Source organism: Enterococcus pallens ATCC BAA-351 (genome assembly GCF_000407485.1).
Taxonomy (GTDB): domain Bacteria; phylum Bacillota; class Bacilli; order Lactobacillales; family Enterococcaceae; genus Enterococcus_A; species Enterococcus_A pallens.
Map to the genome: position 1 here is coordinate 18,555 of NZ_ASWD01000003.1, position 24,191 is coordinate 42,745.

At 39.6% G+C, this 24,191-nt stretch carries 23 protein-coding genes; 3 read left to right on the plus strand and 20 right to left on the minus strand.

Features of this window, described 5'->3' with window-relative positions; genetic code table 11:
• The 3 genes from I588_RS12620 (at window position 1) to I588_RS26880 (ending at window position 1,412) form a co-directional block, all read left to right on the plus strand.
• The gene (locus I588_RS12620; protein WP_010759134.1) at window positions 1-243 is read left to right on the plus strand and encodes a DUF2922 domain-containing protein; all 243 of its coding nucleotides are present in this window, start codon (window positions 1-3) and stop codon (window positions 241-243) included.
• A 126-nt stretch (window positions 244-369) separates the two neighbouring features.
• On the plus strand, window positions 370-762 hold the full coding sequence (locus I588_RS12625) for a hypothetical protein (protein WP_010759135.1): 393 nt from the start codon (window positions 370-372) through the stop codon (window positions 760-762).
• Window positions 763-821: 59 nt separating this feature from the next.
• Window positions 822-1,412, plus strand: coding sequence for a DUF2922 family protein (locus I588_RS26880; protein WP_010759136.1), 591 nt, complete (start codon window positions 822-824; stop codon window positions 1,410-1,412).
• Window positions 1,413-2,648: 1,236 nt separating this feature from the next.
• Here I588_RS26880 and I588_RS12635 read toward each other — a convergent pair.
• The 20 genes from I588_RS12635 to I588_RS12730 form a co-directional block, all read right to left on the minus strand.
• Window positions 2,649-2,975 (minus strand): PTS lactose/cellobiose transporter subunit IIA, encoded by a 327-nt coding sequence (locus I588_RS12635; protein ID WP_010759137.1) that lies wholly within the window; start codon window positions 2,973-2,975, stop codon window positions 2,649-2,651.
• Window positions 2,976-2,995: 20 nt separating this feature from the next.
• Entirely contained in the window at window positions 2,996-3,928 is a 933-nt protein-coding gene (locus tag I588_RS12640) for an ROK family protein (protein WP_010759138.1), read from the minus strand.
• Between the two features lie 14 nt (window positions 3,929-3,942).
• On the minus strand, window positions 3,943-5,361 hold the full coding sequence (locus I588_RS12645; RefSeq protein ID WP_010759139.1) for an MFS transporter: 1,419 nt from the start codon (window positions 5,359-5,361) through the stop codon (window positions 3,943-3,945).
• A 91-nt stretch (window positions 5,362-5,452) separates the two neighbouring features.
• A complete protein-coding gene (locus I588_RS12650; protein WP_010759140.1) occupies window positions 5,453-5,764 on the minus strand; it encodes a PTS sugar transporter subunit IIB in 312 nt (103 codons plus the stop codon).
• Between the two features lie 87 nt (window positions 5,765-5,851).
• The gene (locus I588_RS12655; protein WP_010759141.1) at window positions 5,852-7,198 is read right to left on the minus strand and encodes a PTS sugar transporter subunit IIC; all 1,347 of its coding nucleotides are present in this window, start codon (window positions 7,196-7,198) and stop codon (window positions 5,852-5,854) included.
• A 27-nt stretch (window positions 7,199-7,225) separates the two neighbouring features.
• Window positions 7,226-8,083, minus strand: a complete 858-nt coding sequence (locus I588_RS12660) for a Cof-type HAD-IIB family hydrolase (protein ID WP_010759142.1) — start codon at window positions 8,081-8,083, stop codon at window positions 7,226-7,228.
• An 11-nt stretch (window positions 8,084-8,094) separates the two neighbouring features.
• A complete protein-coding gene (locus tag I588_RS12665) occupies window positions 8,095-9,072 on the minus strand; it encodes a sugar phosphate isomerase/epimerase family protein (RefSeq protein WP_010759143.1) in 978 nt (325 codons plus the stop codon).
• A gap of 19 nt (window positions 9,073-9,091) precedes the next feature.
• Window positions 9,092-9,484, minus strand: a complete 393-nt coding sequence (locus I588_RS12670) for a C-glycoside deglycosidase beta subunit domain-containing protein (protein ID WP_010759144.1) — start codon at window positions 9,482-9,484, stop codon at window positions 9,092-9,094.
• 355 nt (window positions 9,485-9,839) lie between these two features.
• The gene (locus I588_RS12675; protein WP_010759145.1) at window positions 9,840-10,943 is read right to left on the minus strand and encodes a Gfo/Idh/MocA family protein; all 1,104 of its coding nucleotides are present in this window, start codon (window positions 10,941-10,943) and stop codon (window positions 9,840-9,842) included.
• A 32-nt stretch (window positions 10,944-10,975) separates the two neighbouring features.
• Complete coding sequence (locus tag I588_RS12680) at window positions 10,976-12,040, minus strand: Gfo/Idh/MocA family protein (RefSeq protein WP_010759146.1); 1,065 nt, start codon at window positions 12,038-12,040, stop codon at window positions 10,976-10,978.
• Window positions 12,041-12,042: 2 nt separating this feature from the next.
• The gene (locus I588_RS12685; protein ID WP_010759147.1) at window positions 12,043-12,387 is read right to left on the minus strand and encodes a nuclear transport factor 2 family protein; all 345 of its coding nucleotides are present in this window, start codon (window positions 12,385-12,387) and stop codon (window positions 12,043-12,045) included.
• Window positions 12,384-13,373, minus strand: a complete 990-nt coding sequence (locus tag I588_RS12690; protein WP_010759148.1) for a sugar phosphate isomerase/epimerase family protein — start codon at window positions 13,371-13,373, stop codon at window positions 12,384-12,386. The genes I588_RS12685 and I588_RS12690 overlap by 4 nt, the downstream gene beginning before the upstream one ends.
• A 1-nt stretch (window position 13,374) precedes the next feature.
• Window positions 13,375-13,806: a C-glycoside deglycosidase beta subunit domain-containing protein gene (locus tag I588_RS12695; protein ID WP_010759149.1), complete on the minus strand. Its 432-nt coding sequence runs from the start codon at window positions 13,804-13,806 to the stop codon at window positions 13,375-13,377.
• An 18-nt stretch (window positions 13,807-13,824) separates the two neighbouring features.
• A complete protein-coding gene (locus I588_RS12700) occupies window positions 13,825-14,739 on the minus strand; it encodes a sugar phosphate isomerase/epimerase family protein (protein WP_010759150.1) in 915 nt (304 codons plus the stop codon).
• Window positions 14,740-15,052: 313 nt separating this feature from the next.
• Window positions 15,053-17,362: a GH39 family glycosyl hydrolase gene (locus tag I588_RS12705; RefSeq protein WP_010759151.1), complete on the minus strand. Its 2,310-nt coding sequence runs from the start codon at window positions 17,360-17,362 to the stop codon at window positions 15,053-15,055.
• An 873-nt stretch (window positions 17,363-18,235) separates the two neighbouring features.
• The gene (locus I588_RS12710; protein ID WP_010759152.1) at window positions 18,236-18,754 is read right to left on the minus strand and encodes a PadR family transcriptional regulator; all 519 of its coding nucleotides are present in this window, start codon (window positions 18,752-18,754) and stop codon (window positions 18,236-18,238) included.
• A 15-nt stretch (window positions 18,755-18,769) separates the two neighbouring features.
• Complete coding sequence (locus I588_RS12715) at window positions 18,770-19,612, minus strand: sialate O-acetylesterase (protein WP_010759153.1); 843 nt, start codon at window positions 19,610-19,612, stop codon at window positions 18,770-18,772.
• A 294-nt stretch (window positions 19,613-19,906) separates the two neighbouring features.
• Window positions 19,907-20,305, minus strand: coding sequence for a hypothetical protein (locus I588_RS12720; RefSeq protein ID WP_010759154.1), 399 nt, complete (start codon window positions 20,303-20,305; stop codon window positions 19,907-19,909).
• A 259-nt stretch (window positions 20,306-20,564) separates the two neighbouring features.
• Window positions 20,565-21,743, minus strand: a complete 1,179-nt coding sequence (locus I588_RS12725) for an MFS transporter (RefSeq protein WP_010759155.1) — start codon at window positions 21,741-21,743, stop codon at window positions 20,565-20,567.
• A 349-nt stretch (window positions 21,744-22,092) separates the two neighbouring features.
• Window positions 22,093-24,135, minus strand: a complete 2,043-nt coding sequence (locus tag I588_RS12730; protein WP_010759156.1) for a BglG family transcription antiterminator — start codon at window positions 24,133-24,135, stop codon at window positions 22,093-22,095.
• Window positions 24,136-24,191 lie beyond the last annotated feature (56 nt).

The following is a 24,191-nucleotide window of genomic DNA, read 5'->3' on the forward strand; positions in this document are numbered from 1 at the left end:
ATGAAAAAAGTCGTTAAGTTAGTCTCTATTTTTAGAAATGGTATGGGTAAAAACCAAACTTGGAGCTTGAGCAATCCTGATACCACCAAGACACCTTCACAAATTAAAGCTCTTTTGGAAGAAATGGCGAAATTGAACCTCTTTCATAAAGACGGGATTCGCCAATATGAATTCGTCGTGAGTGCCAAGTATGTCGAAACAATTGAAACACCGATTTTTGAAGAAGTTCCTGTTACACGCTAATTATTAATTGAGAAGCAGCGGCAGACGTGTCGTGCTTCTCTTGCATTACTTTATGATTGAACCAGCTTTCTAAGGAGTTGGTTGAATGAATGCTTATCTATAAAGAAAAGAAATGAGGAATCCATTATGATGTCAGAGCAACCCTTCACCCACCAACAACTGTTTAACCTAAAACTTGAAACTATTGAACAAAGACTCATGGAATACTATCAGGAAACGCAGAATAGCACCATGACCATCAAACTATTACTTGCTTTACGCGTACGTTATCAACTTGGTGCGAAGGAGTTCGCTCTGGTATTGCAAGACTTAGTTCGTCACTTATTTATGAATACCAAGGCGACGAGAACCATGAAGCAGTTTTTCTGGTATTTTGTAGATTATTTTGAAACCAGTGAATTGCGGATCTTGAATTTAAAGCTGAACCCTGTTCGCAATTTTATCGAAAAAGCCAAATCTCTTATCAAGTCACAAGTTGCCAAATTATTCCATACAGAAGCTGACACTGAAGCCACCTGAAAATGATACTTATCGTCTGTCTCACCTACGCAAATAAATCATAGAAAGGAGCTACGTAAATGATCAGACTCGTTTCCACCTTCCTCAATAGTGAAGGCAAAACACATAATTTTACGGTTAAAGATCCGGATACGACGAAAAGTCCAGAAGAAATCAAAGAGTCATTGAAGCTATTAAGCAGTTTACATCTGTTTGAAAAAGATGGTGTGGTTCTGTTCCAAGAAGTGGTCAAAGCCAAATTTGTAGAAACCATTGAACGCCCTATTTTCGAAGGCGATGAACTATTTGGCATCCCTGCTCCAGAAGAAAAACCGGAAGAAATTGAACAGCCAGAACAACTGTCAGCTCTTCATTGTATCTGGCAGGAAACACCAAAAGTTCCAGAAGTATCTTCAGATTTACCAGCAATTAGGAGCGAGGTTCATGAAGTTCTGTCTGCTTCCATGAACAATCAAGCTCCTGCAGAACCTGCTAAAGTCACTGTCGAAAAGCTTGAAACAACTAAGTCATTAGCCAATAAAGAAGAAGCTGCTGCTCCTTCAGATAATTTTTACGATATTGTTAAGGAAATGGTGAAACGTAAAAAACGGAGAAAAGCGAAGGAAGAAGAACGAAGAAATCGAAAGAGTCCACCTGATAGCCCTTCATGATGTCTGATCATTTACCAGCGTAGGTAGATAACCCTTGTCTGGCTCATGATCCTGCACTGAAGGGAGGTGATGACTGTGCAACCTTTTGTGCAATATATTCTAGCCCCGATTATTGTCGGTGTGGTTCTGGCTATCGTGAACCATTTGTTAGACGATCATGATCCATGACAAATAAACGAACACTGACGCTTGCGAATCGGGCCCATTCGCAGGTTGTCTAGTATTCATACTACGCAAATTAGTTCTTTGACAATTACATATTTTGAGATGAAGGTTGAATTATACGTAACATACCAATTCTTTTTTTCATTCCCTCTCCGCTTAAGAGGAGATGGGAATTTTATATAGATATAGCCAGCTTCTTTTCCATAAGAAACCGGCTGCTTCATTCGTTCCATTTACACTGTACTTAACATGATGTTTCTGTCTTGTAACTAATCGGTGATAGACGAATGTTAAGATTAAGCGCAGCTTAGAATTATTTTAGCATAACGCTTGTTCGAGATTTGTTCCATTACATCATGTTTCAATCTTGTTATCTTAATTGCTACATAATGTCTTGTCTTACATTCAACGAATGTCGCTAGACATGCTGGGACACCTCTCCTATTAGTATAAAGTCAGCACTAAAAACAGGTGAACTTTTGTCTACAATAAAAATATAAGATTTAATTTTGTATTGAGAACTGGCTTGGCTTTGGTTAATGCTACGTTTTTTTGTGGGGAATAATCATGTAAATAAAAATTATAGGTTAGTGAGTTCAACTTTAATTGATTATCGAACAATCGCTGACAAGTTGGAGCATCTAAGTGAAAGAAAGATCATTCACGAAAACGAAAGTGAAAAAACGTCCTAGATAGTTTGCAATATTTAGGTATTCCAAATGATGCGGCAAACCAATTAGTATTCTCTTTCCAAAATACTATTGCTGAAGAACTGGTTACTTCAACCTCTAATGATCTAATAAAATTAATCGGCGGCTGTGTAACTTCGTTAGAAGAGGCATTGATTCTTCTTTCGTCTGAAGAATAGAAAACAACGCTTCTGAAGTAACCCCTTAATCACTCGCTAGAAACACCAAATAGCCTAAACCTTATAATAAGTTTAAGCTATTTGCTGCTTCCTGCGTAGGTCTTGTAGTTCCTTTCTTGTACAAAAAGAAAGCTAACTAACTAAATCAGTCTTATTTGTGCAGTTGTATATTGATTGAATCTGTCACTATTCTACTTAACAAACTAAATCCGACTATTTTGCACATACTCATAAACATCGATAATTTCCTTCGCTAAATCACAAAAGGCGATCGAAGTCATCAAGTGATCCTGACTATGAACCGTTAGTAAATTCATTTCAGTTGCCTCACCCTGAGCTTCTTTTGTCAGCATTTCTGTTTGTGCGTGATGCGCTTTAATTAACGCTTCTCCTGCAATCTCAATCTTATTCATAGCACCAGCGATATCTCCGCTTTTCGCGACCTCGATCGCTTCCATCGCTTCGCTTTTGGCATTACCGCTGTGAATGATTAGTCCCATCACCGCTTCTAATTGTGCTTGATTATTCATTCCACTTCTATCCTTTCCTCTTAAATAGCATATTCTTTCAGTGTACTGACCACTTGATAAGCAGCACCGTACATGCCAGCCTCATTTCCGAGAATTGCTTTTCGCAATCGAAAATTTCCAACAATCTGGGGAAAAGCATACCTCTCGATAGCGTCCTTTAATGGCGATAAGAATAATGTTCCGGCTTCAGACACGCCACCTCCGATCACGATTTCCTCAGGATCTAATGTATTAATGATTCCTGCGATCGCACGTCCGAGATAATCAACGGTGATTTTTAACGCTTCTTTAGCACGGGAATCATTCTGTTGGGTCAACGCAAATAATTCCTTTGTATTGGAAACAACTGATTTATCCGCCAAAAGATTCAATGTCTTAATCATTCCATTCGCAGAACCGTAGCATTCCAAACAATTGATATTGCCGCAGCCGCAAATTCGTTCTTCCTCAGCTTGAACCGGAATGTGTCCAATTTCGCCGCCAGAGGAATGCTCGCCGTTCACAATTTTGCCATCAACGATGATTCCGCCGCCAACACCTGTTCCAACTGTCACGAAGACAATATTTCGAACCTGTTCCGTTGATCCCTTCCATAACTCGCCTAAAGCCGCGGCATTGGCGTCATTCAACAGAACTACAGGAATATTTAAGCTATTTTCAATCATTTGCTTTAAAGGAAAATCCGTCCAGCCTAGATTGACTGCTCGTTTTACAACTTGATCAGTTACTGGACCAGGTACACCTATCCCAATTCCTAAAACCTCAGCTAAATCTTGATTGTTTTGACTCATTCTTTCTTTAATACTATCAACAATCGCGGCAGGAATCTCGCTGCCTGCATTCGCAATGTTGGTCGGAATACTCCATTGATCTAGCATCAGACCAGTCACATCAAAAAGAGCCAACTTGATCGAAGTACCACCAATGTCGATGCCCATTACTTTATTTATCATAGTCGTTTCCTTTCTTAATCGATTTCTTGAACTTGAATATCCGCCTGCGTTTCTCGACTATAAAATAAACGCACCAGCAAGAAAAGTTCGATAGCAAATAGAATAATTAAAAACAAGAATCCCATTCTTGAACCGTTGATTGTAGACTGTGCGATACTAAGCGCCTGATCCGACTGACTTTGGGAAATGATACTGGCAACGATTGAGGTACCTGACGCGCCCGCGAATTGCTGGAATGTCATAATGATGGCATTGCCATTTGCCTGTTGTGAATCAGTTAATTGCTTTAAGCCATTGGTCATTAAATTTCCAAATGAGAAACCAACGCCTAAAGTGAACATAAAATATAGAATTCCTATTAGAAGATTGCTCAATACTCCGCTAAAGATCGTAAACAGCAGTAATGAGGAAGCAATCACCAGACACCCTGCCATAATTGGTTTCTTTGGTCCAAAGCGATCCAAGATTCGTCCGCCTAGTGGTGTGAATAAAGCACCTAACGTTGCGCCTGGCAAAACGACAAAGCCAGAAATCTGGGGTGTCGCACCATTCACCAATTGAATGTAGTTCGGCAAAATGAACACCAGACCCATCAAGACCAATTGCAGAATAAAGAAACAGATTACGTGCAGACGATACGCCCGATTCTTCAATAGATCCAGCTGTAAAATTGGTTCCGTCAAACCTTTCGAACGCTGCACTAAGCAAATTAATCCCATGATACCTAAAATAAAAGCGCCACCGACCTGCATTGAAAACAAGCTTGTACTTCCCATATTGCTGAAGCCGATAATCGTTCCTATAAACATCAGCATAATAGACAGCAAACTTAAAAAATCAAAGCTCGCTTTTTGAACCTCACTTTTTTGTTCAATCGTCATTAAACCGACTACCATAGCCGCCAGCATGACTGGAATCAGTAAAATAAAAATGGAACGCCAACCCAAACTTGTAACTACCAGCCCACCGAATGTCGGTCCAATGGCAGGCGCTATCGCTGGAATCATCGTTCCAACGCCCATCATCATACCGATTTTGTTGGATGGTACCTGCTCCAAGATAATGTTGAACATGAGCGGCAAGCCGATCCCTGTCCCGATACCTTGAATGATCCGTCCTAATAATAAAATCGAAAAAGTTGGAGCAATCGCGTCGATGACGATTCCTAAAGTGAAAAAGCCAATACCGATCAGAAACAGCGTTCTATTTTTAAAGGAACGTTTTAAAAAACCTGATAGCGGCACGATGATCGCCAATACTAATAAATAAATGGTAACCAGCCACTGGACTGTTGCCGTATTTACATCGAATTCTTTACTTAATGTAGGAAAAGTCACAGTCATTGCAGTCTCAACAAGCACGCCACAAAAGGATAAAAGTCCAGTTGAAATGATTGCTCCAATCACTTTAAATGTTAACTTTTCTTGTCTCATTTGTTTTCTCCGTTTCTAAAAATTACCGGTATCTATCAAACGAATGGTTTAGAAAGACGGCGGCTAAGAGTTAGCCGCCGCCTGATCTAATCTACTCTTTTACTAATGATAAAGCTTGTTGAAGCACCTTTTCACCATTCATCGTGCCATATGCAGACATATCAATGACAGATACCGGGATTTCATCTGCTACTAAAGCTTTGATTTGTTTTTCTTTAAATCTAACCTGTGGACCTAATAAAATCACGTCTTTTTCCTTTAAGTGATTCTTCACATCATCGACTGGACGCGCATCTACACTGGTTTCGATCGCCTGATCAACGCCCGCCTTTTCAATTTTCTCGATCAACAGACTGGTACTCATACCAGCATTGCAAACTAACAAAATATTAATTTTTTTCATCGCTCTATTCTCCTTAATAAAATTAATGAATCAATTTTTCATGCCATAGATCAATCATGTAAAAGAGGAACTAAAATTCGTATTTGTCTATTCTGTGATCGCAGCTTGATTTTCTATGCCCATATCAGTAATTTCTGCTTCTTTTTCTTTCAATGCTTCTTGTTCACGTTTACACTCTAAATTGTCCGCCATCTTAAAGAATGGGAAGTAAATTCCTACCGATACCGCAACACAAACTGCTTGAGCTATTAACATTCTCCAGCCGCCAGCGATAAGAGCATTAAGTAGCGTTGGAGTCCCTGTTGGCAGCTGTGCTCCGATCATGCGTGGAACTAACCCTGTAGTAATTGATAGATAGCCAATCAGTCCAGTGACCAACGGTGTAATGACTGTCGGAATTAAGAACGTCGGGTTCAAACAAATAGGAGTCCCAAATGTGATTGGTTCGTTGATACCAAAGAAAGTTGGCACACTAGTGATTCGCCCGATATTTTTGTATTGATCACTTTTCGCGAATAATAGGAAACAAATTGCTAAACCAAGAACACAACCTCCGCCGCCGATTTCTAGGAAAACAGACGTGAAACCAAAATCAATCAAGTGAGGCGGTGTTGTTCCAGCAGCTGCCGCGTTCATGTTTTCGATCGTCATTGTTTGGATAATTGGTGCGTATACACCAAATATAATTGCCTTGCCGTGAATACCGAACCACCAGAAAAGCCCAATCATTGCATACGCTACCATTACTCCGCCAACGGAACCGCCAATTTGCTGAATTGGAACTTGCAGAACACTATAGACCAATTCATGCACACTGCCAAAGCTAGTCATAGCAAAGCCCCAAGAAACCAAGGACATTAAAAAGGCGATAGCAAAGAAAGGAATGATCGAACTAAACGATTTTTCAACAAAGCTCGGCACACTCTCCGGCATGTGGATGGTGATATTATTTTTTATGAACCAATAATAGAGGCGCGCGACGATCAATCCGACGATAATACCCACGAACATCCCCTTCGATCCTATATAATCAAAGCTGATGAAATCCACCGGCCTTACGGTATCATGCACCTGCTGCTCAATTGTTGCCAGCGGTGTCAAGATCAAGAATGAAACGATAGCTAAAAATCCAGGAAACATCCCTTCAATATCGAAGGATTTTGCTAAGTTATAGGCAATGAAATAAACCACGATCAGGCCCATAATGTTACTTGTAAAATAGCCTGGTAGTAATAATAAAGACTTTATTCCATTGCCCTGAATGAAGTTTTGATAGCCATCAAATGGAAGATTAGCAACCAGTGTACACATTGCTCCAGTGATACTGGCCGGAATAGTCATGACCATTCCTTTGCTGACTGCTTTCAAATAGCGATTATCTGAAATTTTTTCTGCTGTAAGCTGGATCTTTTCGAGATTATCAACAAAACTCATAATGAAATTCTCCTTTTTATAGTTTAACTAGAGAAACTGTTCAATTGCCTTCCCAACACCGTCTGCATCATTTGTATCCGTCACATACTTCGCTTGTTCTTTTACCTCTTTGATCGCATTACCCATTGCAATCGTGTAACCGAACGCTTCACTCAGCATGCCCAAGTCATTGTAGCTATCACCGATCGTCATGATCTCATTCATATATATCCCGCGGTTATTCGCGTAATGTTTGATAGCTTCTCCCTTATCAGCTAAAGGATTCGTAATTTCCAAATTAATCGCGAAGGAACCCGTAGCGTTGACAGGATATTTTTCAGACAAGCATTCCCTTAGCTCGGCGATTTTTTCCCGATTATTTGAAAAGCTGATAATTTTCCCAACTTGGTAATCGTTTTCGAAAATTTCTTTGATTGAATCTACACGTCGAATCGCTTTGTATAAAAAGTGTTCCTCTGCTTCCTCGTATGCTTGTTCAATCGATATTTCAGGATGAAAATTATTTATCTTAGTGGCGACAGCCCATTTGCAGGTTTCGACATCGCTTAGTGAAAAGGTCCCGCCTGTCGTGTAGACCTCGACATATAGACCTTGTCGTTTCAGCTCCTCCACGATCTGCTCAACGATAGCATCCTCAAGATAGAGACTTTGAATAATCTCTCCTTGTGCATTTCGCAATTCGCTGCCGTTCATGACCAGGTAGTTGCACTCAATTCCAGCGGACGAGACCTGCGGATGAGCATCCTCATAGCTTCTTCCAGTCGTGATAATGAACTCAACGCCCTTCCCCTGAGCTTTTTTGATCGCTTCCACATTGCCCTGCGAGATATCATGATTACTACTGACTAATGTGCCATCCATGTCTGACGCAATCAACTTAATCATTTCGTCACCTGCTAACCGATTACTTTTTCTAATAATGCTTGGTGACGACGTACCTGCTCAATACTGTCGACTTCCATATAGTCCTGAATATGGCGGTTTCCTTCATATTCACTACAGATATAGCCTTCATACCCTGCATCCTTCAATGTTTTGACAACATCATGGTAAGGGATACTTGTTTCTTGATAATCCTCTGTAATATCATAGAATTTCCCATGGATATGCGCAATATAAGGCATATTCTCTGTTAAAATAGCTGGATCAGTATAGACGAAATGACGACAAAATTCCGCGAAGCTCTTATCCGTTTCATTTGCTTCAGCCATCTTGGAAACTTTTTCGAAGGTTTCGTCCTTGTTCACACCATTTTCGTAGTTGTCGCTGACCATTTTTATGATCTCTGGTGTCCCGCCTTCGCGAATGTATCGGTCTTGAAAGATCGACCCGATTCGTTTTGCAAAAATCCCGAAGTCCGGCATGATCGCAAACCATTTCGTGCCGCTTTCCTTAATGAAATCAAGCCGTTCTTCAAACCAAGGAGTTCCAAAGGTAAATGGGGCATGGACTTCCAACGCGATTTTTACATTCATTTCCTCCGCGTAAGGTAGGCTCTGCTTCACGACCTCTAGTGGTGTTGAAACTAAAGTCCTTAAGATTTTACAGCCTAAGCGGTTTGCGATCTTTAAGTCTCTCTTCATCATGTCAACATTCTCTGAAGTAGTCAACATACGATTTGCGAAGAGCTTATTATCTAAGAAAGCATCATAGGCAATCGGTTCTACCTGGTATTTTTCCATCCACTCGTGCCATTGTTTCACAAAATCATCTGAAATATTCGGAAATGTCGGCAGCATTTGTTCTGGCAGGAACTCGATCCCTGTTGCTCCAGCCTTTGACGCTTCGCGAATGCAATCTTCTAAGTTCATTTTTCCGGTATAAAACTCATCTTGGTAGCTGTATAGTGATACGCCCCGTTTGATCTTACTCATTGTGTCATCTCCTCCAGTCTTAAGCTTCTAGCACTAATACTTTTTCATCATCACCAACATTGTTAAATGGCAGGTAGGATATCCTTAGGCTGACAAAGGCATGAACCTTGTGTTCCCCTTCGGCTAATCCACCCGGCTTTTTCACAAATACGGTGATTGTTTCGATCATTTCCCAGCGATGATTGATCGCTGTTGGTAGTTCAGCGAAAGTAAAAGTCTCTCCTTTTACTGTGATCGCCATATCTTCATTGGCAACCTCTTCCCCATCCACAGTTAAATCAATCACCTCTACACAGCTCATAGGTAATCCGCGATAATATGGAATTCGTAACTGCACTTCATAGCCGATCACTTGATCGTCCTCTTTAACATTACGAAACCCATTTGGATTTACTAAATATTGTTCAAACATTTGAAAGCCTCCTTATTCGTTTTAAAGTAATAATTTTTCCAAAGAAAAATTAGTTCGATTCGAATGCCGTATATCATTCAACTAAAGCTTTTGAGCTTTGTTTTGCTCAAGCTTACTAATGGATTTTCTAACTTAGCAACCTGCAAAAAGTTGAACTGACATCCTTATTCGTTTTAATGTAATAATTTTTCCAAGGAAAAATTAGGTTGATTCGAATGCCGTATATCATTCAACTAAAGCTTTTAAGCTTTGTTTTGCTCAAGCTTACTAACGGATTTTCTAACTTAGCAACCTGCAAAAAGTTGAACTGACATCCTACCTCCTTTATTTGATCAATAAAGGAGGGTATTTTGTTTTATAGTTTTACTTCGTTGCCTGTCTCTGCTGCTTTATAGATCGCATCTAATACTTGAGTTACTTTGAAGGCCTGTTCTGGTTTTACTAATGGATCGGTGTCATTGATCACCGCTTCCAACCATTGTTTCGCTTCAAGTTTTTCAGGATCGGAATCGCCGCCCTCAAAGAAAGCGATATTGCCAGAGGCGCTGAGATTTTCTTCTGTAAGCAAGCCATTTTTTGAGCGGTTATACGTCAATTGGTTGACTGGATAACTCATGCCTGCATCAATTTGCGCCCCTGCTTTTGTTCCGCATAAGGTAGTTGCCGCTTCTTTTGATTCCAGGACATTCAATGCCCATGAAGCTTCCAGGAAAATCGTTGATCCGTCCTTCATTTTGATAAAACCGAACGCTGAATCTTCTACTTCATAGCTGTCCGTATCCCAAGGACCAAATAAATTGCCCTCTTCTGCACCAGGCAGATTGCCTAGTTTATTGAAAACTGAACCCGTCACAGATTCAACTTCGTAGTTATCCATCATCCATAAAGTGATATCTAATGCGTGTGTTCCGATATCGATCAATGGTCCACCGCCTTGCTGCGATTTGTCAGGGAAAACACCCCAAGTTGGGACAGCCTTCCGGCGAATCGCATGAGCTTTTGCAAAGTAGATTTCACCTAAATCGCCATTGGCACAAGATTCATGTAATGCAGTGACTTCTTTTCTAAAGCGATTTTGATAGCCGATCGTAAATTTCTTACCAGATTTTTTCCAAGCATCCATCATTAATTGGGCTGCTTCAGGCGTATGAGCCATTGGTTTTTCACATAAAACATGCTTGCCTGCTTCGAATGCTGCGACAGTGATTGGACTATGACTGACATTTGGCGTACAAACGTGTACCACATCGATGGTTTTATCTTTTAGCAGCTCATGATAGTCTTCGTAATATTTGGCATCCTCCGTCCCAAATTTTTCCGCTGCTTCTTTTGCACGTTCCACTTGATTGTCACAGAACGCCACCATTTCGCATTTGTCCGCTTGGCTGGATAGTGCTGGAAAGTGTTTATTATTCGCGATCCCGCCGCAGCCGATAATTCCGATTCTTACTTTTTTCATGATTGTCTTCCTCTCTTTTCTATTCGTACTATTTATTCAAAATGAATGCTCTGATGGTATTTCGCAGAGATTCGGATAGCTTCTACTACCTGCATCAGGCGCAAGATTTGACCCGGCTGAATCGTCAGTTCTTCTTTTCCGGTAATATGAGCATAGTAATTATCGAAGAACATGCGATGTGAGACTTCAACCTCTGGCAGCTCCTCCGTCAAGATTCTTCCCTCTGGCGCTGGTCCAAAGCTTCTAGTTGGTCCCGCATGGGTCATGGTGATTTTTCCAGGAACATTGCCCAGTAATTCTGAAGTCCGAGTGATCTCACCCTTTGGATTAAACCCGTCGATTTTGGCACTGCCTTTGTCACCACCGACAAACCAATGACGTTCAAACCAATTTTCAGAGCTGTTCAGGAAATAGGTTCCTAGCTCGATCTGGGCATTCACGCCATTTTCAAAATAGAGCTGGATATTGAAATAATCATCGACATTCTCATTGATGACATTGCGAACATCCGCGTAAACAGTTTGCAGCTTCGCAGGAATCATCCACAACATTTGGTCGATCAAATGAACGCCCCAGTCATAAAGCATCCCGCCGCCCAATTCAGGATAAATATGCCAATCATGCATATTTCCGTTAAACCCGTAGAGCGAACTTTTTATTGTATAGATATTCCCTACTAATCCTTGATCATAGATTTCCTTAGCAACACGATAGTCATGATCCCAACGCCGTTGATGATGAACAGTGAAACGAACGTCCTCCTCCTTCGTCACAGCCATCATTTCCTTAACTTCCTCCGAGCTCATCGCCAGCGGTTTTTCACAAATAATATCTTTCTTAGCTTTCGCCGCCTTGACTACCATTTCTAAATGGAGCAAGTTTGGTACAGCAATGATCACCGTATCGATTGTTTCATCCGCCAATAGGTCATCCGCGGACACATAGGTTTTGACTCCAGCTGAGGCATACTCAAATTGTGCTTCATTCGTATCGCAAACCGCTTTTAACTCGGCATATTCTAAATTTTTGATCGTTTCCGCATGGGTCTGTCCCATGAAACCGAAACCGATAATACCAAAATTTATTTTTTTTGCCATTTTCATTTCCTCCTCTTCCTATCAAAATAATCCCAATGCTCAACGAATTGATCGTCGGAAATTCGATACAAATCAACTACGTGGGCCTTTGTGTTTTGCTGTTCATCGACACTTCTTAAAAAAACTGCCGCATACTCTTCGTCTAACACAATCCGATCGACTTCTAAATGAAAGTATTCATTTGAATCAAATTTCGCTTTAAACGCTTTGATCAGTCCATCTCTGCCTTGATCCACCCCCGGATTATGCTGACGATAATCTTCCGCGATCAAATCCTCTGCAACAGAAAGCTGCTGCTGGTTGAAGAATTCTTCATAAAACTGCTTGATTCTTTGCTTCGTGATCATTCCGTCACTTCCAGTAAGCTTTTCGCCATTGAAAGTTGGCGTTTCGTGAATTCAGTACCGCCGCAGTACAACTCATCCTCATACTCACAAATCAGATAACCGTCAAAATCTGAGGCTTTTATGACTTCGAGAATCTCAGGATACGGAATACTTGGTTCGACCAAATCTTCCCCTAAATAATGGAACTTTCCATGCAGCTCAAAGCTATATGGCAGGATTTCTTTCAACTCTTCCAGCATTCTCGATAATTCACTCTTTGGTTTGAACTGAACAAAGCCATACATGCCTTGTAATGCGGCATTGATCGCTGGATGTGCGCCTTTTGCCAGCAAGTCTTCTCTAGCTTCCTCCAAAGGAACCCCTTGATAACGCATCTCCGCTGCCATTTCCAGATGTTCCTCGGCAACTCCAGCTTCCAAAGCCTTGATCCAATGAGCCTTATTTGGTGCAATCGCAAAACAGCCAAAATCTGGGACAAAGCCTAAATGCTTCGAATTGGTTTTCTTGATTACCTCTAAATACCGTCTCATTAACGGAGACAGCGGTGATTCTGGGTTGTGAATCTCGATCCCCACTCGAACATCGTAAAGTTCCGCATAAGGTGCTAATCGTTCAAAGGCTTCTGGTGACAACATATATTGCGAACGCATCACTTTACAGCCCAACTTATGTGCGGCTTTTAGGTCAATGATCGTATCCGCCAGCATTTCATCATCGGTTAGATTACGATCATGCATCATGCCCTTATCATTATTGGCTCCATAGCCAACTGGACCGATGCCATATTTCGCCTTAAGTCGTTGAACCAATCCTAAAAACTCATCGCTGACATTCGGATAGCTCGGCAGCATTTGTGTGCCGACGATCTCATACCCTGTCGCGCCAGCTAAAGCCGCCTGTTTGACGCACTCTTCAAAATCGTATTCATATCGGGCGTACTCTGTTCCGTAACAAAATAATGTCGCGCCTAATTTCACTGTGCTCATCTCACTCTCCCCCTAACGAAACGCTAACTTTCTCCCCTGAATCCAGCGGCATGAAGCTATGTTCAGGACCAATTTGCATGTATGGAATCCGCAGCATCAATTTCAGCTCGACCTCATGCTCGCCAGATATTCCACTAGGCATAAGTACACGTATCTTAGCCAAATCAACCTGACTCCAGAATTCCGTCACTGCATATTTCAATTTGTATAACGGCAGCTCTTTGCCATTTAATTCGAAGGTCACTGCTTCATCGGGTATTTTTTCACCATCAACATAAACTTCGATCAAATCAATATCTGATAGATAGTGACCACGGTAATAAGCCAGTTGAACATCAAATGAAAATCCATTTTTTCTTCCATTAATATAGATACTTTTGAAGGAGTCTTGCTTGATGATCTCTTCATTTAGTTTCATTCGCATCGCAAACATGTTTTACCCTCCATCTTTCTAAATCACAAAATTCCGCAGATACTTAGTACTTAATGTCACAGATTTTTTGACATCTTCGTAATTCTTTTCAAAGGCTTTATCTTCTACCTCAATACAGCTATAACCATCAAAGCCGATATCTGTCAGAGCAGAAACGTATTTTCCCCAATCAACATCGCCTAGCCCAGGCAGCTTCGGACTCATGTAAGCTAAAGGTGTTGCCATGACGCCCACATCCTTCAATTTCTCTGGATAAAGCTTGATGTCTTTGTAGTGAACGTGGAAAATCTTGTCCTTGAACTCATAAAGCGGTGCTAGATAATCGATTTGTTGCCAAACAAAATGCGAAGGATCATAGTTCAATCCAAGCGCCTCGCTGTCTAAACGAGAAAAAATCTCTCGCCAAATCGCTGGTGTCGTCATCAAGTTCTGACCACCTGGCCATTCATCTTCAGTAAAGAGCATCGGACAATTTTCAATGCCGATCTTTACTCCTGCTTCTTCGGCATAATTCAGAATCGGCTTCCAAACCTTTTCCATCTCGACTAAATTTTCTGAGACAGATTTCGTCTGCATTCGTCCAATAAACGTCGTGACTAGATTGATCTTCATAAGCTTGGCCGCATCAATCAAACGATATAGATGATCGATTGCTGTTTGACGTTTTTGCAGATCCTCATCTAGCGGGTTCGGATAGTAAGCCAGTGCCGAAATCTCGACCTTTTTATTTGCAGCATAGGTTAAAATCTCTTCCGCCTTTTCTTTAGTTAAATTGGCAACATCAATATGGGAAACACCAGCATATCTTCTTGTCGCTTTCTCTTGGGGCCAACAAGCAACCTCTACACAGTCGAGACCGTTGCTCGCGACGATATCGATCATCTCTTGATAATCGCTTTGATCAAAAATGGCACTCACAATTCCTAATTTCATGCTTTCCAACTCCTGTTTCGTATTAATGTAGTCATTTTTCAAAGTTCGAAAAATGATTTTGATCCTCACGTCGGATATCATTCCGCTATACCGCAGTTACTTTTTTCCGGTTATTAAAACTTATCTTGTTCTCTTACTCTATGTTTCTGTGAAAAGCGGAACTGACACCTGTTTCTTTTCTATGATTGAAGTATAAAGCGCTTTCCGAAAAGAAGAATTCAGATTTTTGTTTTTCTTATTAGCCATTTTTTGCCTTTTTCTTTCGAGTATAAAAAAAAGACAAAAATGATCTGCTCATTTTTGTCTTTTTAATTTATTGTCTTCTCTTTATATTGATTGAATAGAACTCATTGCTTGTCAATTGTTTCTTTACAACCAGACGATTTTGCGTTACGTGGACTTCCTCTAACGTTAGTAAATGGGTATTTTTCTTATCTAAATAGTCGAGATCCGATGAACGAAGATTTTTGTTGAAATTGAATTTCTGCCAGAGTCCAAACAAATCTCCATGATTTTCTAAGCAGGAAAAAATTCGCAGCTCATAATCACCGTTTGGAATATTTGAGAATAACAGCTCTTCTTCAACTTCTTCCGGTTCAAAGAAATTAGCCAACTCGGTCTTTTTAAGATGTGCTTCGTCTTTTAAGAAATACAGGCTGTTGGGATGAATATAATGATGACCTAGGACAAACAGCTCTTCCCCATCCAGTGCGCAAACCAGCCGCTCCTCGTCTTTGTAAAGAAATTTCAAGCCTTTTAACTGATCGAACAACTTCATTGCATGCATTGCAGGTTTATACAAACCACTTCGAGTAAGCAATCCATTCCCGCCGCTTAATAAGGAGGATGGTTTCGACGTTTTTTGAGCAAGGTCGGTCCCTAACCAATAACCTAAGCCCTCCACTTGATCAAAAATATCGATGATACTTTTAACAATAAACGCTCCCTTATACAAATGATCATTCAAAAGATTGCTGCGGGAAACGGTATTACTCCATTCAATAATAAAAACCGGCTTCGATAAAGGTATCTCCTTGATCTTTTTTACTTTGTTCAATAGAAAATCAGGATCAGTGATTCGCTGATAATTACGTTTCTCCCGCACCATCCGATTAGAATAAGGAAATACCACAAAGGAATAAAAATCAAACGAGCAATCTGCTAAATCATTATGCAGAAAATTTACCAAATCAAGCTTATTTGACAAAATAAAACTCCCGCCACCAATTGTTATTTTAGGTACCAGCGTTCGAAATATATTTGTAGTTATCTGATAGAACTGTCGATACTGAGCAACTAAATCCTTATCTTCAGGATCACTAGCGACAATCTCAATCACCCAAGTTTCAACTTCTTTTCGCCCATAACGGTTTAAGATATGACGACAAAAATTATTCAATGCCTCCTCCCATACTCCGTCAGGATAATTGCTTTCCTTAAATGTGCCAATCAACTTGTTAAGACTCAACCAAGGAGTAAGACCTAGCTCCAACAGGGAATCTAGCACTTCATCAATCATCTCATAGACATTCAACGAGTCTCCAAGCAAAGTTTTATTAAAGACTCCCCAGACTCTGCCATATTTAAAGCACAGGTCTCGCTGCAAAATCAACAGATGGTGTCGAAGATTACTGTTCAAGACAATCTCGGCTTCCCCAATATTTAATACCTTGCTCCAAGTTTCTTTAATCGGTGTCGGCTCCAACCCTTCAATATCCAGATTCAGATAAGACTTTTTCGCGGTATCTTTCGTCAGCTGTTTTTCCTTGAACTTACTAAAAGCCCGTTTCACCTTTTGATCTAATTCCGTTACCGGCGCAGCTTTTTGAGTTTCATTTTGACTGCGATACTGGGAAGGTGTCAATTGAAAATGATCCTTGAACTTCTTATTAAAGCCATTGACACTAAAGAAACCATTGTCGATGGCAATGCGAGTGATCGATTTATCCGTTTCCAGCAAATCTCTCACCGCATGTTGCATCCGAATATGACTCAAATAATCTTTGAAATTCGTTCCCAGATTCTTTTTAAAAAACTTAGAAAAATAAGCGGTATCCATATGTACCAGCTCAGCTAACTCAGCTAAGGTGATATTGTCATAATACCGTTCTTTGATAAATCGGGTGATCTGCTGAATCCGTTTATCCTGATGAATCCCTAATGAACTATACTCGATAAACAAGCTGCTAAGCTCGTTCAGCAAGCGATAAACCTTACTGATCTGTAAAAAATTAGTCCGATCATTTTCAAACAATAATAAATCGATGATTTCAATAATCAATTCACGAGTTGATTGATAATTTTTTCCCGGCTCTTTGATTGAATTACAATCAAAGCTGATCACTCCAGTTTCAAGTGCCTGTGATAATAGAAAATCTGAGATTGAAAAGTAAAAAAGCAGACTATCCTCATCACTGGTCACAAGCTGATAGCTCTCGTGTTTATTCACAATTACAATATCGTCTGCCCGCATTTCATAATCCGCTTCATCAATTTGCAGCTCAGCTTTCCCCTTCATTAAATAAAGAACATCAGTCTTCCTAAGATCCTTTTGAACAAGACGAGCTTTCGTTATTAGTTGAATAGTACTTTGGGTATCTAAATAGCTGATGATTTCACTCATTTACAGCCACCACCTTCTCCATTCTTTAATACCTATGCTTTTGATACTAACATACGAACGAAAATATGGATATCGCTTTCAAATATGAGAAATAATTACTAACTAATTTTAGCCCGTGAGAAAGATGCAGTGTAACGAATTATTTTGAAGGTTCCTCTATTAAAAAAATAAAAGACATAAGAATCAATTTTTACGCTTTTTAACACCCTTTTCTTTTGCGGAATCGCTACTCCTAGTTCGATGGCGAAGCAAGGGAACCGTTCATCATACTTTTCTATAATTTTGTCCAGCTCCACTCATTCTAGTAACCAATGTGAATTATTTTTGCATTAGCGAACAAATGGGCTTTCAATTCGCTACCAAACCTACCTGTCTTTATATTCCCTTGTTTTAGATTTGGATTCCGCATAGAATTAGCACTGTAACAACAGGGCTAATTCGGTCATTTCTGTCGACTTAACTTATTTCATACTATTTTAAAGCAAAGATAACATCAAAAATTGCTAAATTCCTTAGTGCCTTGCGTTTGACTCATCTGTCATAACTACGGGTTTTAGTGTTATTGATGATCGACAGATAAAATCATAAAGAAGTTACTATTTTGATCCTGACGATTAGTTATAAAAAAGATGTTTAGAAATAACTGAGATTCAATAGACAAAAAAATAAGTAGTTTTGACAGTATTGATAGTAAATGACTCAAAACTGATGTCTCCTCTGCCCCTGTCTAGGAGCATCCTAACCTAAATCAGCAAGAACCCAATATCTTAGAATAGTGAATAATTCTAAGATATTGAGTTCTCTTGTTTCTGTGCTTCTCGGAACACATTGTTTTTGACCGCATTTAAAATTACTGACATTCTCATAACAATGTCATTGGTCTTTTTCTAGTTGCTCTTGAAACCATACTAGATTGACTTCATGATGTCGCTTGGAATTCTTCAGCATTTCGCTAAAGTTCTGGCGTAACTCGTTTGGTTCCTCTAGTGCAAGATCAATCAGTCGAATTTTTTCTTGAGTTTGCTGGATTTGACTCGTTAACAGCTGTTCCTTCTCTTCGCTGTCAACTTGGTCAACAAACAGCATAGGCGTATAAAAAGGGAAGGTAATTGGTTCATTTTTATTTCCATATTTTTTGAATAATCGCTCAAATTCTTCTTCGCCAGCTGGAGTCAACACATAGCGATTTTTTTCTTTTTCATTTTGTTCTTCTTCCATCATTACCTTTTGAATCAAGCCTTTTTCTTCCAATTGTTGAATATTGTAGTAAAAGGATCCTTGCGTAAAGCGAACAAAATACTGGAAATAGTTCTTCTTCATTTCTACCAATAACTCATATCCGTACGATTGAGGCTTTTCCTTTAATAATCCTAAAATCAACAGCGGAATCACTGTTACTCACTTCCTTTACTGTGTGATTTTTGTGATTTCTTCGATAAATTGCTGATAATCCATCTTCCCAAAAGCAAAATCGCGGCTTAATAAATAAATTTTTTCATTCTTTGTCGCTGGTCGTGCATAAATGCTGCTTAGCTTTTCCTCTTCGTTGTCGAGAGCGTGCAATACATCCTTTTGCTTGGCGTAAGCTTCATAATAGCGCAAACCAAACCTTCGCTGTGATTCTGCATTAATATGAATACCGTCAGGATTTGAAGCTAAATTTTCTGCACTGACTAAATAGGCCTGCTCATCTGCCGCTACGACTTTGGCCATTTCTCGATTAATCTCTGTAAATTCTGTTGCACTTAATCCAAAACCGCTTTTTCCAAGAAAATCAGGTAATTGCCCAACAATAATTGGAACATTGGGTACCCCAAGTTGTTCCCGAATATACGAAAAGACAGTCTGCAATTTTTGAGCATATTCTACATAACGACCATCTAAACTGTCGCTTTCCCCTTGGTGCCATAAGACTCCGATTAATTCACTTGTCTCTAGTGCAAAGCGTGCTTCAGAAATTGCATGGCGCAATATCATTTGATCCGGTGCCCATTCATCGATAGAACTGCCACCCTCGGCACAAGGAATCAAGCCGATTTTTTCTCCAGGATGATCCTGTGACCATGCGGCAGCAAAGGATGCCCCTGGTCCAACCCCAGCGACTTCGCGATCATTATGGATAGGCTCTGCCATCATCTGCCAACGTCCATTCCGGAGCATGACGATGTTTTCGTTATAGATTGGCGAAACGTCATGTAAAAAGCCACGTCCAGCCATATTAGATTGTCCAATTAATAAAATTGATTTCAATTTTTGCACCTCTGTTTCTTTGATGTGAACAATATACTCTAATTAGACTATAGTGTCAATTGTTGTCTCTTCTTCTGATATTCCTAACTGAACCAAGAAACGAATTCTCTTCCCCTTATTCTTCCACTGTTTCCAGATAATAACTCGTATTCTTGAATTAAAAAAACAAGCCAATGAATTAGTGGCTTGTTTAAGGTCGGTGTTTGGTATTGCCGTTAAATTTTATCTTTTGTCTTCTGAAGTGTAATTATTACTTTGATAACTGTGTAGTTTCATAGAATAATGATTGTGCTATCAACCAAAAAAACTAATCTCTAAATTTTGTATTCTCTTATCTTTAATTCTTTTCTTTAGGAATACCTCAATGTTATCCACTGGATATAAGGGTAGTTCTGGTAAAATATCTGACGGTAGCTGAATGATATCGATAACTAGCTTACTAGCATCAGCAAATAAGTGATCTTTTGTCAAAAATACTTCAATTCCTTCAACTAAAGCCTCTAACCAATATGTTTGGTTGTACTGCTCAACACTTACTCCCTCTACAAACCATGACAAACCTGCAGTTGGATTCTCAAACAAATCATTTCCCGATTCAAATTCACTATATTCTATGTCGCAGCCTATCTCTTCACACTCTTCATACATAATTACTCTTGCAAGTACCGTTTTTTCTTTCAAATTAGTAATCATTGTTCATCCCTTCGATTAAATTTACAATACTTTGTAAAATTCATCATAATAATTTTCAATAAGGTAATTATCTATTGATATATCACCCTTAGAACCAATCATTAAACAACATTGGCCGATTGATTATATCATTTCTGGGATAATGGTCAAGTTTTTATCATTTTTTTATAATTCTTTTGAAGATTTCAACTTTAAAGGTGTTGAAATTGAACGTGTTTTTGAGAATTAAAAAGAAGTTTTCATCGATTCGTTTGAGTCCCTATGCTTCAATTGATCCGAATAGTTTCTTATTGAAAACCAAGGTAATCAAGCCAATGCCAATGAATCCTGCAGCTACAAACGTTAATAAGACAGAGGGTTGACTATCAGTAGATACACTGTCGAAGATTTTAATTGCATAAGGTGATAAGGTGGAGCCTAAATTATAGGCGATCAATACCACGGTGGTACCAAATTTACTGCTTGCTTCATTCCCTGCTGTATATAAATGGTTAAAGTAGGGCATGATATTGCGAAAAGAAAAACCTAGTCCAGCGGAACAAATCAGAGATACCCAAACAGCTGATGAAATGGTAGTGATAAATATACAGCAGCCTGCAGTGGCCGCAGCAATCGGTACAATATAATTTTTTAACCAGCTATAGGTTTTGCCAAAAAGATTGCCCGCTGTAAAGGCACCGATGGAAATAGCCGCAATCATATTACTGCCTTGTGTGGCATTGCCGATGCCTTGTTCAATTAACAACGGTGTAATCTGAAGGTTGTAGATGATAAAAAAGGTAACGATTAGAAATAGCAGCAAGGCTAACTTAACCATCTTCTTTCTGGTCTCTTGTGGTACCTTGGTTTGATTACCTATTTGGTTCGGCTGAGTAGTCGCTTCCTTATCCGGTACAAATAAGAAAATCAATAGAAAGCCTAAAAAGGCTAAACCATAAACGATAAAGGACCATTGCCAGGATATTTTAACCAACTGGCCCACCGTAACCGTCATTAAGATACCGCCTAACCCTTCAAAAGCACTTTCTAGTCCTAGTGCACGAGCCTTCTTTGCAGGGTGTCGCTGATACAATAAACCGATCATTTGGATAACGAGACGATTGAATAGCCCTATCCCTATTCCTAAAAGACATCTAGAAGCAAACAATACCCAAAAGGACTGACTGTACCAGAAGGGCAAACTTCCGAAAACTCCTACCATTAATAGACCTGTTAGAATAGTTTTTTTCTTACCGATCTTTTGTTCTACGATTGTGGTAAGAAAGACACCTACTATCAAAAATAGTGAAGGTATCGTAGTAAATAAGCTGATGTTCGTTGCCGAAATATGGGGGAAAGCCGCACTGATTGCTGGAATATTTGCTGAAATAGCTGGTGCAGAAGCAATAACAAGAGCGGCAGACAATAAACCAATTAACGGGAAACTCTTTTTGTTCATTTTTCCATTCTCCTAAAGCATATTAAATTTCTCGGTTCTAAAACCTTTAAGGATTATTTAGCTAATCCTTCTATTAAGTAAACTTACCCGAGAATTTGTTCTACTGCCAATGCTTATTTTGAGGGGGTACTATGCCTTGAAAGCATTGCGAAGGTGGGTTGGTTGGGGATGAATGATTCTTAATTTACAATTTAGCAGATAAATGATTATGAATGATTTTATTTGCTGTTCCTGAGAAACTGACGTGATACAGACAGCTGCTTAGGATTTTTGCACGTGAAATTGATGGATAGCGTATTCTCCCCTCAAAAAAACCAGCAAGTTATCCCTGCTGGTTGATCGATTTTACCTATTGAATAGTTCTCTGAAAAAATTGCTTTATCTCTGCAGCTGTTTGTAAACCGAAAAGCTCTTCTCGATAATCCTCCTTCAGCATACAGTTGTAGAATGCTTGTACCGCTGTTTGGTGAAGGTAATTATCTACGGGTGCGATCATTAAAAGAACACGAACCGACAGCTTACTAGAAAATCGTACTGGATGATCCAGCTTCAATAGACTAAAACCCAACTCGTTCACTCCGTCATTGAAGCCTGCGTGTGGAATCGCTATTCCTGGTGCGATGACAAAATAAGGGAATCGTTCATCATATTTTTCGATGATCTTGTCCACGAAGGATTGCTGAATCAAGTTATCTCTAAGCAATGGTTCAGCAACACATTGAATTGCCTCGTCGAATGAAAACTGCCGCTTAGAAAGTTTAATCCGCTCTTCTGGCAATAAACGATGGAATTTGGAATCCATTGTGACTAGCTCTTGCTTCTTTGGCAGATTAAAGTATTCATTTAATCGTGCCCGAAGCTTTTCTTCATCCGGCAAGGACACTTCCTTTTTGACCAAAGTCAAAATGTCTTCTACATTAATTCCTTGATCTCTATTGTAGAGTTCCTTATTAACTATCCGGATTAGGCGCTGTCGATCCTCTTGGGTAAGTAAAGGAGATACGACAAAGATTTTCTTAGTGGTTCGCAGATAAATCGTCGAAAAGACAACGGCTATATCTTTATAGACTAAGGGATTCTCATAGAATTCACGAGCTGAAATGTTGCAAACAAAATCAATCATGGGAAAGCATTGACTGAGTGTCTCGTATAGCAGGTTTGAAACAGACACCCCGTTCTCACATACCACCATAGCACGAACTCGTTGCTGCTGTTTCATTAAATGTCCTTGAGTCAAGAAGCTTTGAAAAATCAGTCCTACATAGACGGTTTCTATTTCTGTAAACTGAATTTGGTAATAATTTTCCAAGGGACGCAGAGCTTGTTTCGCCATCGGGAAAACGCCTTGGTATTCTTTGATAATGGGTTCTATATCATGATCTTCGTAGGGAATACCGTATTTCATTCGATAGATCGCTGGTCCAAGATGCTGATACAGCATTTGCTTTAATCGTTTTCGGTCTTCGAAAAAAATTACGGATCGTCGTTCGAAGCGTTCAATCACTGCATCAATCACTTCTCCTAATTGCGGCATTTCTTCACCGCGGCTTTTAATAACATTCGCACTTAGCAATTGAATCACTAAAAAAGCCTTCTCGTTTTCAGATGCCTCGCTGTATAACTTCGAACTCTTCATTGCCTGAATAATTCGCTGATAATCTGAAGCTGCGATAATTTGAATAATTTCTTGATACTCTCTGGTAGATATTTCCTGATAATTTGTGGCGCGTAATTTTAGTAAAGGAATCAACAAGTAAAGCAGCATTAATTGGCGATTCGAAAATTGTGTATGTAGTAATTTCTCCAGCTTAAACAGCTTTTCTTTTTCTTCGTATAATTCAGTTAGTTCAATGTCCGTATACGTAACTAGTAATTTTTCCTGCGCTTTTCCATCGATTAAAAAGTGCAGCTGACGGATAATCATAATTCGTATGGCGATTTCTTTGCCTAAAAAGTAATAGCCTTCTTTTCTGGAATAACCTATTTGGATGTTTTCCTGCATTAAATCCTCTTTGAGCACGGCTAAATCATTCACAATCGTGTTCTTACTGACATATAGCTGATTTGCCAATGATTTTAGCGATGTCTGTTTTTGAGTAAAAATTATAAGGATTATTAGAATCAACCGAGTCTTGCGGCTTAAGGCATACAGCTGTTCGGTTTCCACTAGCTGTTCCAATTGTTCTAGTTCTTCTAAATCTAAACTGACCCATAATTGCTTGTTTTTTCTGACAACGGGAGGATAGGTATGTTCCTCAAGCATTACGTTGATTTTCTTTAGTGTAGACTCACTTTTGACTGCATCCATGGTCAGCTTTTTTTGCAGACTCTTCAGGTCAATGCCTGGTGAACGGACAATTTCCGTTAACATATCAAGTGCTTCATCTTTCATTACAAATCACCTCCAAAACAGCAACAAGCTGGGATAAAGTCTGCGAGACTTTATCC

Bases quoted from the DNA above. Each gene is read 5' to 3' on its own strand.
- I588_RS12620 (WP_010759134.1), top strand. From the start codon at position 1: ATGAAAAAAGTCGTTAAGTTAGTCTCTATTTTTAGAAATGGTATGGGT.
- I588_RS12625 (WP_010759135.1), top strand. From the start codon at position 370: ATGATGTCAGAGCAACCCTTCACCCACCAACAACTGTTTAACCTAAAA.
- I588_RS26880 (WP_010759136.1), top strand. From the start codon at position 822: ATGATCAGACTCGTTTCCACCTTCCTCAATAGTGAAGGCAAAACACAT.
- I588_RS12635 (WP_010759137.1), bottom strand. From the start codon at position 2,975: ATGAATAATCAAGCACAATTAGAAGCGGTGATGGGACTAATCATTCAC.
- I588_RS12640 (WP_010759138.1), bottom strand. From the start codon at position 3,928: ATGATAAATAAAGTAATGGGCATCGACATTGGTGGTACTTCGATCAAG.
- I588_RS12645 (WP_010759139.1), bottom strand. From the start codon at position 5,361: ATGAGACAAGAAAAGTTAACATTTAAAGTGATTGGAGCAATCATTTCA.
- I588_RS12650 (WP_010759140.1), bottom strand. From the start codon at position 5,764: ATGAAAAAAATTAATATTTTGTTAGTTTGCAATGCTGGTATGAGTACC.
- I588_RS12655 (WP_010759141.1), bottom strand. From the start codon at position 7,198: ATGAGTTTTGTTGATAATCTCGAAAAGATCCAGCTTACAGCAGAAAAA.
- I588_RS12660 (WP_010759142.1), bottom strand. From the start codon at position 8,083: ATGATTAAGTTGATTGCGTCAGACATGGATGGCACATTAGTCAGTAGT.
- I588_RS12665 (WP_010759143.1), bottom strand. From the start codon at position 9,072: ATGAGTAAGATCAAACGGGGCGTATCACTATACAGCTACCAAGATGAG.
- I588_RS12670 (WP_010759144.1), bottom strand. From the start codon at position 9,484: ATGTTTGAACAATATTTAGTAAATCCAAATGGGTTTCGTAATGTTAAA.
- I588_RS12675 (WP_010759145.1), bottom strand. From the start codon at position 10,943: ATGAAAAAAGTAAGAATCGGAATTATCGGCTGCGGCGGGATCGCGAAT.
- I588_RS12680 (WP_010759146.1), bottom strand. From the start codon at position 12,040: ATGGCAAAAAAAATAAATTTTGGTATTATCGGTTTCGGTTTCATGGGA.
- I588_RS12685 (WP_010759147.1), bottom strand. From the start codon at position 12,387: ATGATCACGAAGCAAAGAATCAAGCAGTTTTATGAAGAATTCTTCAAC.
- I588_RS12690 (WP_010759148.1), bottom strand. From the start codon at position 13,373: ATGAGCACAGTGAAATTAGGCGCGACATTATTTTGTTACGGAACAGAG.
- I588_RS12695 (WP_010759149.1), bottom strand. From the start codon at position 13,806: ATGTTTGCGATGCGAATGAAACTAAATGAAGAGATCATCAAGCAAGAC.
- I588_RS12700 (WP_010759150.1), bottom strand. From the start codon at position 14,739: ATGAAATTAGGAATTGTGAGTGCCATTTTTGATCAAAGCGATTATCAA.
- I588_RS12705 (WP_010759151.1), bottom strand. From the start codon at position 17,362: ATGAGTGAAATCATCAGCTATTTAGATACCCAAAGTACTATTCAACTA.
- I588_RS12720 (WP_010759154.1), bottom strand. From the start codon at position 20,305: ATGATTACTAATTTGAAAGAAAAAACGGTACTTGCAAGAGTAATTATG.
- I588_RS12725 (WP_010759155.1), bottom strand. From the start codon at position 21,743: ATGAACAAAAAGAGTTTCCCGTTAATTGGTTTATTGTCTGCCGCTCTT.
- I588_RS12730 (WP_010759156.1), bottom strand. From the start codon at position 24,135: ATGAAAGATGAAGCACTTGATATGTTAACGGAAATTGTCCGTTCACCA.